This window comes from Johannesbaptistia floridana (assembly GCF_057440575.1).
Genome location: NZ_JALKVM010000256.1, coordinates 1 through 10,605, shown reverse-complemented (window position 1 = coordinate 10,605; position 10,605 = coordinate 1). Strand labels below are relative to the sequence as shown.

At 37.1% G+C, this 10,605-nt stretch carries 12 protein-coding genes and 1 tRNA gene; 6 read left to right on the top strand and 7 right to left on the bottom strand.

What is annotated here, in order from left to right:
* Positions 1-107: 107 nt before the first annotated feature.
* The 3 genes from MW688_RS16215 to MW688_RS16205 form a co-directional block, all read right to left on the bottom strand.
* Positions 108-1,049: a methylenetetrahydrofolate reductase gene (locus MW688_RS16215; RefSeq protein WP_486737051.1), complete on the bottom strand. Its 942-nt coding sequence runs from the start codon at positions 1,047-1,049 to the stop codon at positions 108-110.
* A gap of 19 nt (positions 1,050-1,068) precedes the next feature.
* Positions 1,069-2,088, bottom strand: coding sequence for a tryptophan--tRNA ligase (gene trpS, locus MW688_RS16210; RefSeq protein WP_486737050.1), 1,020 nt, complete (start codon positions 2,086-2,088; stop codon positions 1,069-1,071).
* A 66-nt stretch (positions 2,089-2,154) separates the two neighbouring features.
* Positions 2,155-2,496: a histidine triad nucleotide-binding protein gene (locus MW688_RS16205; protein WP_486737052.1), complete on the bottom strand. Its 342-nt coding sequence runs from the start codon at positions 2,494-2,496 to the stop codon at positions 2,155-2,157.
* Positions 2,497-2,699: 203 nt separating this feature from the next.
* On the opposite strand from MW688_RS16205, the gene MW688_RS16200 reads away from it, so the two are divergent.
* Complete coding sequence (locus MW688_RS16200; RefSeq protein WP_486737049.1) at positions 2,700-2,936, top strand: hypothetical protein; 237 nt, start codon at positions 2,700-2,702, stop codon at positions 2,934-2,936.
* Positions 2,930-3,274, top strand: coding sequence for a type II toxin-antitoxin system PemK/MazF family toxin (locus MW688_RS16195; RefSeq protein WP_486737048.1), 345 nt, complete (start codon positions 2,930-2,932; stop codon positions 3,272-3,274). Before MW688_RS16200 ends, MW688_RS16195 begins: the two co-directional genes overlap by 7 nt.
* A 13-nt stretch (positions 3,275-3,287) precedes the next feature.
* On the opposite strand, the gene MW688_RS16190 is transcribed toward MW688_RS16195, so the two are convergent.
* Genes MW688_RS16190 through cobS form a run of 4 tightly spaced genes read right to left on the bottom strand, consistent with a single transcriptional unit; the run spans position 3,288 to position 8,010 of the window.
* Entirely contained in the window at positions 3,288-3,431 is a 144-nt protein-coding gene (locus tag MW688_RS16190; protein WP_486737047.1) for a hypothetical protein, read from the bottom strand.
* A 34-nt stretch (positions 3,432-3,465) separates the two neighbouring features.
* Positions 3,466-5,703, bottom strand: coding sequence for a PBP1A family penicillin-binding protein (locus MW688_RS16185; protein WP_486737046.1), 2,238 nt, complete (start codon positions 5,701-5,703; stop codon positions 3,466-3,468).
* Between the two features lie 14 nt (positions 5,704-5,717).
* Positions 5,718-7,247: a lipopolysaccharide biosynthesis protein gene (locus MW688_RS16180; protein WP_486737045.1), complete on the bottom strand. Its 1,530-nt coding sequence runs from the start codon at positions 7,245-7,247 to the stop codon at positions 5,718-5,720.
* Positions 7,240-8,010 (bottom strand): adenosylcobinamide-GDP ribazoletransferase, encoded by a 771-nt coding sequence (gene cobS, locus MW688_RS16175; RefSeq protein ID WP_486737044.1) that lies wholly within the window; start codon positions 8,008-8,010, stop codon positions 7,240-7,242. The genes MW688_RS16180 and cobS overlap by 8 nt, the downstream gene beginning before the upstream one ends.
* Before the next feature lie 313 nt (positions 8,011-8,323).
* On the opposite strand from cobS, the gene MW688_RS16170 reads away from it, so the two are divergent.
* The 4 genes from MW688_RS16170 to MW688_RS16155 all read left to right on the top strand — a co-directional run bounded on the left by MW688_RS16170 (position 8,324) and on the right by MW688_RS16155 (position 9,970).
* A complete protein-coding gene (locus tag MW688_RS16170; protein WP_486737043.1) occupies positions 8,324-8,890 on the top strand; it encodes a hypothetical protein in 567 nt (188 codons plus the stop codon).
* A gap of 25 nt (positions 8,891-8,915) precedes the next feature.
* Positions 8,916-9,485: a hypothetical protein gene (locus MW688_RS16165; RefSeq protein WP_486737042.1), complete on the top strand. Its 570-nt coding sequence runs from the start codon at positions 8,916-8,918 to the stop codon at positions 9,483-9,485.
* Positions 9,485-9,850 (top strand): DUF1818 family protein, encoded by a 366-nt coding sequence (locus tag MW688_RS16160; RefSeq protein ID WP_486737041.1) that lies wholly within the window; start codon positions 9,485-9,487, stop codon positions 9,848-9,850. The genes MW688_RS16165 and MW688_RS16160 overlap by 1 nt, the downstream gene beginning before the upstream one ends.
* 46 nt (positions 9,851-9,896) lie before the next feature.
* Positions 9,897-9,970, top strand: a tRNA-Pro gene (locus MW688_RS16155).
* Positions 9,971-10,605 lie beyond the last annotated feature (635 nt).

Genomic DNA, 10,605 nt, shown 5'->3' with positions numbered 1-10,605 from the left:
ATGAACTTTTTCTGAGGTTAATTTAGTACATAAGTACTGGTGCTTTGATATGAGGTACACCGGATCCTTCAGTTTAAGCTTGTTGTCACCCTGTCAATTTAGATACTCTAAAGCTGATCACTGGCATCTTTAGTTATTAGCTGTAGTTGCTTCTCTTGATTTTCTAAAGGAGCAATTCCGGCAATATCTAGAATTTGAGGAATTAAATCTTCTCGTTTAACTGCCATGATATGTACCCCTTGACAGATTTGTTGAGCTAACTTAATTTGTTCTGCGGCTATTTTCATCCCCTCTAATAATGGCTCTTTAGCTTCAGCGAGGCGCTCAATTGTGCTGTCAGGAATATTTACCCCAGGCACGTAACGATTGATAAATTTAGCATTTTTAGCTGATTTGAGTAAAAATATCCCTGCTAGTACTGGTTTATCATAATTACCAGCAATTTCTGACATAAATTTCTCTAGGCGATCAAAGTCTGTAATTAACTGACTTTGGAAAAACTGTGCTCCAGAAGCGATTTTTTGCTCAAATCGCTTCTGTAAACTTGACCAACTCTTGATTTGAGGGTCTACTGCTCCTCCGGGAAAGAGTTTTGGTGCTCCATCAGTTAAAGGTTGATCATTGGCATCAAAGCCTTGATTGAGTTTAGATATTAATTTTAATAGTCTCACTGATTCTAACTCAAATACTGCTTTTGCCTGTACTTGATCTCCTGCTTTCACGGGATCTCCTGTTAAAGCCAAAATATTAGTAATTCCTAAAGCATTTGCTCCCATTAAATCTGCTTGTAAGGCTATGGAATTGCGATCGCGTCCCGTCATCTGACAAATTGGCTCTATTCCTTGTTGTAACAATACTGTACAGGCTGCCCAGGAAGCCATTCTCATTACCGCTCTACTTCCATCTGTCACATTAACGGCATGAACCCGAGGTTTTAGGAGTTTACCTATACTCACTACATGCTCTAACTTAACACCTTTGGGAGGAGTCACTTCAGCAGTAATTAAAAACTCTTGATTTTGAATAGCTTGACTGAACTTATTTTTCATAATTTTTGCCGTTAATTTTTTAGTTTTTTTCTAGGTTTGGTAAATAGCCGAAAGCATCTTTGACTTTTAGCAAAGTTTTGTGAGCAACTTCACTAGCTTTGTGAGCACCTTCTCTCAAAACTGAATCTAGGTAGGAGCGCTCTTCAGTTATTTCTTTATATTTCGTCTGTATTGGTTCTAAAGCCTTGATAGTTGTTTCTGTCAGTAGTGGTTTAAATTGTCCCCAACCCATATCTTGACATTCTGTAGCAACTTCTGCAAAAGATTTCCCTGACAGTAAGGCATATAGAGTTAACAAATTATTACATTCTGGTCGCTCTGGCTTGTCAAACTCTAAGCCTTTTATCGGATCTGTTTTACAACGTTTAATTTTTTTACTTATTGACTCAGGAGAATCCAAAAGATTAATTCTACTCAATTCCGAGGGGTCTGATTTGGACATTTTGCGAGTGCCATCAGTCAAACTCATTACCCTAGCCCCTTCTTTACGAATCAAAGGTTCAGGAAGTTTTAAAACTGGTGCGTCTGGTTTCCCGAATTGATCATTTATACGTATAGCGATATCCCGAGTCAATTCTAAATGTTGTTTTTGATCTTCTCCTACTGGTACTAAATCTGCCTCATATAATAGAATATCTGCCGCCATCAGTACTGGATAGTCAAGTAAACCTACACTTACATTTTCCCCTTGTTTAACGGCTTTTTCCTTAAATTGAATCATTCTCTCTAACCAATTTAGAGGAGTTATACAGTTAAGTAACCAGGCTAATTCACTATGGGCGCTAATGTGTGACTGAACAAAAATAGTTGAGTTGTTTAAATCTATTCCACAGGCTAAATACAAAGCCGCAACACTATAGGTATCGTGGGCTAGAGTCGCTGGATTATGGGGGACAGTAATAGCGTGTAAATCTACTACACAGAAAAAGTTATCATATTCATCTTGTTTTTCTACCCAGTTACGGATAGCACCTAGATAGTTACCTAGGTGCAAATTTCCTGTGGGTTGTACTCCAGAGAGTACTCGCTTTTTACTCATCTTGAATAATCATCGATTTTATTTTTTCTTAATTATTCCACATTTTATTAGTTTCGGCGAGATAATTCAACCGGGAGGCCATTTCATCTGGCGATCGCCTAATATATGTAAATGTAAATGATATACTGTTTGTCCTCCATCCTCACCATTATTAATTACTACTCGATAACCATTAGTTAAACCTGCTTCTTGGGCTATTTTCGGAATACATAATAGTAAATGTCCTAATAGTTCTTTATCTTCGGCTTTAGTGTCGTCTAAGTTGACTATGGGTTTCTTAGGAATAACTAAAATATGAGTAGGTGCTTGGGGATTAATATCTGTAAAAGCAAGGGCCAAGTCATCTTCATAGACTATATTAGCGGGAATTTCCTTCCGTATAATTTTACTAAAAATGGTTTCTGTCATCATCATTGATTAATAAATATTGTAAATATTTTAGCGGAAACTTCGTACTTATTCTATATCCTGTAGGTTGGGCCCTTGGTCACTACACCCAACAATTTACCTCTTATATTAAGTCCGTTTAATTAGTTATAGCGTTTATCTCAGTCCTGACACTTTTCTGGTATAACTGAGTTATACTAGAAAAGAGTTAGGAGAAAATAAACGTGAAAACAGCAATTTCAATTCCTGATGACATTTTTACAGAAGCAGAAAACTTAGCTCAAAAACTTCATATTAGTCGGAGTGAGCTTTATACTAAAGCCATTACTGCTTATTTAAAAAATTCTCGTTCTTCTCAAATCACGGAAAAGCTCAATCAAGTTTATCAAGATACAGATAGTCAACTGCCCCAAGACATTACACAAATGCAATTGAGTTCGATAGAGAAAGAACAATGGTGATTCATCGAGGGGATATTTGGTGGGCTAATCTTCCATCACCTGTAGGGAGTGAACCTGGATATCGTCGTCCTGTTTTAATTGTTCAAGATGATGGGTTTAACCGCAGTCAAATTCAAACCGTCATTGCTGTTATTTTGACCTCAAATCTAAACTTGAGCAAAGCTCCAGGCAATGTTTATTTACCAAGAAATCAAACCTCATTACCAAAGGATTCAGTGGTAAATGTTTCACAAATTGTCACTATCGATAAAGCTTTTTTAACTGAGAAAATAACTTGTTTAGATGAAGATTTGATGGAAGGAATTGATGAAGGATTACGTTTGGTTTTGTATCTTTAACCTGGAGTTTAGTCTAAACTCCAGCTACTGGTGACACAATAATTAATTCTCCATCGGCGCTTAGTTCTAATGATACATCAGGATTAATTTGACAAAGTTCATAAAAATTAGTTGGTGTAAGTGTGGTTAATGACTTTAAATTTAAGATAGTTGTCATCAAAATTCTTTTTTTTTGAAATCTTTCTTAAACTTTATTCTAAAATAGTTTGATAATATTTACCCCAAATAGCAGCAGCTTGACTACTACTCCCCCAAGTAGGACTGTTATCATCATTACCTAACCAAATTCCTGTGGCTAGTTGATTTTGCAATAAGTAACCAATAAACCATAAATCCACATTGCGGTCTGTTGTTCCGGTTTTTCCCGCTTCTCCTTCTCCTAAATCAGCTGCTCTCCCTGTACCATTTATAACTACTGATTGCATTAACTCTGTGAGTTGATTAGCAACTTGCGGGGAAATAGCCCTAGTAGTAATATCAGGTTGTGAATTATAGTTATAGATTTCTCGACAACTACTAGGTTGTGAAGAGTCTTGACAATCATTACCATCTCTGATGCGGCGAATAGCGTGGGGTTTATACCAAACACCTCCATTAGCGATCGCCCCATAAGCTCCCGTTATTTCTAATAAGTTTACCTCACTTTGGCCTAATATTAACCCTGGCACTGCTTGTAGGGGAGATTCTATTCTAAATCTGCGGGCCATTTCCACTACCTTTTTTAAACCTACATCTTGAGCGATGCGCAAGGCTACCACATTTTCTGATTGAGCTAGACCTGTATACATATCTATATTACCTTGACTGCGCTCACAGGATTGATATTTTTGACCTTGCCAAATCAAACCATCACAGGAGTAAGTCTTGTAGGGTGAAATTCCTGTTTCTAAAGCTGCTGCGTAGGCAAAAATCTTAAAAGTCGAACCCGGTTGTCTTTGGGCTTGAGTAACCCGATTAAATTGACTCTCCCTGTAGTCTTTACCGCCAATCATGGCCACAATTTCGCCGTTTTCACTATTTATAGTCACCAAAGCCCCCTGACTTAAATTAAAACGGTTAACACTATCTTTGAGATACTCATTAAAAGCTGTTTCCGCCTTGGTTTGTAAATCTACATCTAGAGATGTTTCTACAATAAAGTTACCTTCTGCGGCTACGGAAGCCCCAAGAATTCTATTTAACTCCTTAAATACATAACTATAAAAATAGGGAGCGATAATATTACTAAAAGCATCATGGGCAGAAGGAGTAACCTCAATACGCGATCGCCTAGCGCGGTCTGCCTCTTCTTGCGTAATCATATTTAAATCAGCCATACGCTCAATAACTCGGTTTCTCAAAGCCACAGCAGTATCATAGTCTTGAACAGGATTATAACTGTTAGGTGCCGGAAGAATGGCTACGAGGGTAGCAGCTTCAGCAATGGTTAAATCAGCGGCAGACTTATTAAAATACAATTGAGAGGCATCTTCAAAGCCAAAATTATTTAAACCTAAATAAACACGATTTAAATAGGTTCTCAAAATTTCATCTTTACTATAGGTGGCTTCTAACTTGAGAGCAACTATCATTTCTCGTAACTTACGTGATGTAGTATTTTCTCTGCCCACCTGGGGAAATAAACTTCTAGCTAGTTGCTGAGTGAGAGTGCTTGCACCTTGACGAATTTCTTGATTTTCGACATTAATTAAAATAGCTCTAAGAATGCCCAGGGGATCTACCCCTAAATGCCAATAAAAACGGGTATCTTCCGAAGCGATGACAGCTTGGGGTAAATAGGGTGAAAAATCAGATAACTGCTTTAATTCTTGATGGGTTTCTTGACGTGCCGGAGTTAAGGGGGTACCATCCTCAGTATAGATAACTATGGGGCCATTTCCTCCGCTAGGTAGAGGAGATACATCAAATTGAGTCCAGGCTATAAACAGGAATAAACAGCCAATCACTGTAGATCCTAAGACACCATAGAGAAGATAACGTAAAAGATTAATCCACCAAGGACGGGGATAGATATATTTAATTTTAATAGAGGTAGCTAACTCAGGAGGACCAAGATTAATCAAGTTACCATGGTATATAGAACAAGTGCCGAGACGAGATTTGCCACGAAAAGTACCATTAGTTGAATCTTGGTCTCTTAAAAGAAAAGAGCGTTTATTGAGAGGATCTCGACGGATGGTAAAATGTACCTGACTAACTACAGAATCAGGGATAACGATATCACAGGAACGTCCATCACGTCCAATGGCATAGCGATCGCCTAATAGGGGATATTTTTTCGGACTAGTATCGCTATTGTCGTATACTAATAATTCTGGTACTTTAGCGTTTTTTTTCAGTTGAATTTTGGCTAAATTAATTTTAGCTTGGATAGTTTGCACTGCTTGAGTGAAAACTTGAGTCACTTGATTTTGTGATTGATTGCTCATAAGATTAAGAATAGTTATGATTCATGGTTTTTTTGTTTTTTTGCTAATTTTAATTTATTGAGATTAGGTAAAGATTTAGAAATAGTTTGCCATAACCATTGACCATCTTTACCGAGAAATAAATTAGGTTTAATATAAACTAATAATAGGACAAAAATTAGAGTAATTATTGTGGATAAAATTAAAACTAAATAAGCAGGAAAGTTTAAATTTCTCCACAGGGTAGCATTAGACCAAACAGTTAACCCAGTAACTAAACTTAAGGGTAAAGCTACACCATGACTCATAACTACTGTTTGCCAATCAATACAAGTTAATTTGACCACAAAACGAGTTAACAGCAGGTATTGTACAACTAAAGCAATGGTTACCCCTAGGGTAACACCTTCAATCCCATAGTCTAAACCCAAGATTGCACCTCCTACCACACAGACAGTGAAGATAAATTTTAGCCAAGCCATTTGATACATTTGACCAGAAGAACGAATAAAAGCCCCAGTAGTTTGATCGCTAAAACGGAAAAATGTTCCCAATGCTAAAATCTGAAAAGGTGCAATTACTCCAGTCCATTGAGAACCAAGTAATACTACAATAATTTCCCTAGCTAAAAAAAACATTCCTATACTGAGAGGAAAAATCATCAGAGAAACAATTGTTAAATTACGACGATAAGCCCTAGCTAGACGTTCTCTATCTTCTTGTACCTTTGCTAAGCTAGAAAATAAGACTCGATTCATGGCATATCCCAGATTAGCCGCCGGAAGATTCATCAGGTTATAGGCTTTAGTATATAAACCCAAGGCTTCTAAACCCAAACCTCTACTAATTACTAAATAATCACCCTTCATTGCCCAGTATTGTAGAAAATTAGTGAGAATAAATCCACCACCGAGACTAGTTAATTCTTTGATGGTTTTTATATCTAATTGGGGTTGCTTAGGATGGGAGGCAAAATACAAGGCTGCTAAACTTCTAATGGTAATTTGAACGGTATAAGCTAAAACTAGAGACCAAACACCATAACCGAGTAAAGCGAGAATCACCGCCACAACACCATAACCAATAGCATAGGAAACAACCTGTATAGTAGAGAGAAGGCGAAACCTCATTTCTCTTTCCATGACAGCTTCTGAGACTATAGCTAAACTACGCAGGGGAAAAGTTAGAGCAAAAAAGCGGATAATGGGGATAGTTTCCTGATTGTTTAAAAAAGCAGCGCATAAAGGGGCAATTAACCATAAAACTAATCCACTCAGTAAACCAAAAATCACAGAAATTGTAAAACCAGTACGAAGATGTCTAGTTTCTAAATTCGGTAATTGAACTAAGGGAGGACCAATTCCTAGGGGATAGTTTTCTACAAATCTAACCACAATCATCGCCGCTGCCATTAAACCGAATTCAATTGGGGTTAATAGACGGGATAAAATAACCGTTTGAACTACTTGGATGAGTAGTTTTAAACCTGTACTGGAAAAAAGCCAAAAGATAGAACCTAAACTACGGGAGGCCAGATTTTTAGAAATAGGAGGTTTTTTATTCATTGGGGTTAATAAAAGCAATCAGTATAATTAGTAGACAGAGGAAGATACATTCTGTCCATTCGACTACGGCGCCATAGGTATCTCCAGTAAAACCATCTAATTGTCGGTAAAACCAAAAATTAGTACCTAGACAAGTTATTATACCGATAAAAATTACTCCAATTCCTAATAACCATTGTCCCCATGTAGCTAAGACAGCGCTGAGACTGATTAATACTATTAAACCCATTAGCCAATCTTGAGGTAACTGTATGGTTTGTTTGTGAAATGCCCCTTTTCCTTCGGGTTTGAGATAGGGGTAGTGGGAAATCGCCCATACCTGTGCCCATCTTCCCCATCCTGGGGCGAAAATCAATCCCAACCAGCGATCGCCATCTAAGTCAATCAAAGCGCTATACTTTAGTAACAGTAAGATAATGGCTGCCATAATGGCAAAAGCACCAGATCTACTATCCTGCATTACCTGTAGACGTTTTTCCCTATCTAACACAGCTAAGCCATCGGCGGTATCCATCACTCCATCTAAATGTAACCCGCCGCTAAGTACAATCCATAGACCTAAAATTACTGCTGTGCGAGTTAATAGGGGTAAATGTAATTGCAGTAGGGTAAAATCAGCTATGTATAGTAAGCCACCTATCATTAAGCCTATAATTGGTGCCCATCTGGCAATTCTTTCTATTTCTAAGGGCCAATCTTTGGGTAAGGGGAAAATGGTATAGAATACAATACTTCCGAGGAATGATTGAATAGTCTTACTCACAGGTTTATCCCAATTTACATTAATTATATAGGGTTTTTCGGTGCAAGATATAAGTCCCACCAAAACAGCTCAAAGGATTTGTGTCCCCAATTATAAGTATAAATACTTAAAAAATAATTAGCGCATTCTAAATTTTGGTTATAATCATAGTGTTATAGTAAGTCTTTGAGTAGATAGAATCACATACACGATTGATATTAGAGCTTTTACTGATGCTATTAGCGATCGCACTTTAGAGTAAAAACTAAAGAAGGTTAAAGGGCGATCGCATCTTTGATTTTTAAGATAATTACATATTTTTAACACCATAACCATGACTGCTATAAAATTAACTAATAAACCTTACATAATTTCGGCTATGAGTTTATTTAACCAAATCCTCTCCGCTTTAGATAATCCAGAACAAGAAGCAAGTTCTAATCAAATAGGCGACATTGTTAATAATGTAGAACAATTGAGTAATGATTATCAAACTAATCCCGATACTTTGCAATCTGCCTTATCAGTAGTAGGTCAATATGTTCGCGGTTCTCTACAACAAAAGCGATCCCTTGAGGGAGAAGAAGGAGCACAAAATCTAATTAATCAATTCGCAAATAGTCAAGGAAGTAATCAACTACTCTCAAGCTTGTTTACTACCCCGATGCTTGAACAAATGATCAGGGAAATCTCTCAGAAAACAGGATTGCCATTGAATATCATACAACCTATGCTGCCATCCCTAGTTAATATAGTTATGAAATTATTAAAAACTGGTACTTTTACTCAAAATCCTCTAGTAAATTCGGTTCTGGGGAACTTTTTAGATGCTGATAGAGATGGAGATGTAGATATTGCTGATGCTTTAGCGATCGCTTCGCGTTATCTTAAATCTCGTTAATTATTAGTTCAAATTACAATTATCAATGTTTATCTCTAATCGTTTCTGTAGACAAATTGCCGCTTTGATTGTTTATGTAATTTTGGGATTTAGTTTAGTTATCTGTTGGGGAAAGGTTTTGTCTCTACAGGCTCAAAGCTTGCGTCCACAAGAAGTAGCAGCCGAAGTTTACCAAAAGTTACCGGAGTTTCCTCGGGAAAATCAATATATAAATCAAAGCAGTAACAAAGTTGATGAAGACAATACCTTGATGAGTCGCTTCATTAGCTATCATCAATATGTAAAAAATCGACCAACTAAGTTTCGTTTAGATTGGAAGTTAACTTTAGCTGATTATTTAGGGGCTCACGAAACAATCTTAGCAGAAAGATATCCTGGTTATAAGACTCTTACTGCTAATCCCTTAGCTGGAGATTTAGAAGTGATTAGAGGTTTAAACTTGCGACAACGCAATGAATTAGTAGCTGTGTTGATGAGTATTTATAATCCCTCAACACCAACGCCACAAACAGAACCAGAAAATAATACCGAGACACAATCAGAACCAAACTTAAATCTCCCTCAACCCGGAGACGCTGAATTACTGCTGCCATAATGGAACGTTTTCTCAAAAGTGGTAAAGGTTGGCGTATTGGTTGGGATGCCAGCGCTACTCTTTATAAGGGTTTAGTAGGCGCTGATGAATGGGCGATTGAATTAACAGAAGCTGAGTTTACAGATTTTAGCCGTTTATTTAGTCAGCTAAGAGAAACTATGATTCAGATGGAAACAGAATTAATGGATGAAGAACAAATTACCTGTGAAGCTGAAACTGATTTACTCTGGTTAGAGGTGCATGGTTATCCTCAAGCTTATGATTTGCGTTTGATTCTTAATCAGGGTAGACGTTGTGAGGGGAATTGGTCTCCTGAAGCGGTGCCAGAGTTATTTACTGCTTTAGAAAGATTAACTGTTTTTTAGCTTGACTATTTGTTTAGTTTATTTGTATAATCAATAAATGTGAAAACGGGGCGTAGCGCAGCTTGGTAGCGCACCACTTTGGGGTAGTGGGGGTCGTGGGTTCAAATCCCGCCGCTCCGATTTAAATAGAAGCTTTTAACCATTAGGGTTTTAAGCTTTTTTTTAATGCTGTTTATCTACATGTTTGAGCGTAAGCATTTGTAGCATTTGTAGGGTGCGTTAGCGTGCGCGTAACGCACCATAATTAAGTTATTATACATATCCTGGTAAGTGTTGATCTTAGGAATCGCTTTTTCTGAGGAGCATACATTAAACATGGGGCGCAAGCCTTGCGCCCCTACAGAAGAATAATAGTTTTTCTTAACATACTTTCTATAACTTAATATGAACATTAACCTGTTCATAAGTAAAATTGACAGCGGATTCTTGACACCTAGCGATCGCCTATAATATTAATCTAGATACTTATTTATACTATCCGACTCATAAACCTAGTTATTATTTTCTCTATTTATTGGACTTTAGTCCAACTACGAACCTAGTTTTTAACTGGGGTATATAAACCGGATTTGGTATTATACATTGATTAAGTTGAGCGATCGCCAATTAATTTACTAGATGATTAGGCCAAAAAGCTGCTTCCATACGAGTAGCAGTATTAAAAATTTCCTGTAATTGGTCGAGTTTGTGAATACTATTATAGCGATCGCCTATAATATTAATCTAGATACTTATTTATACTATCCGACTCATAA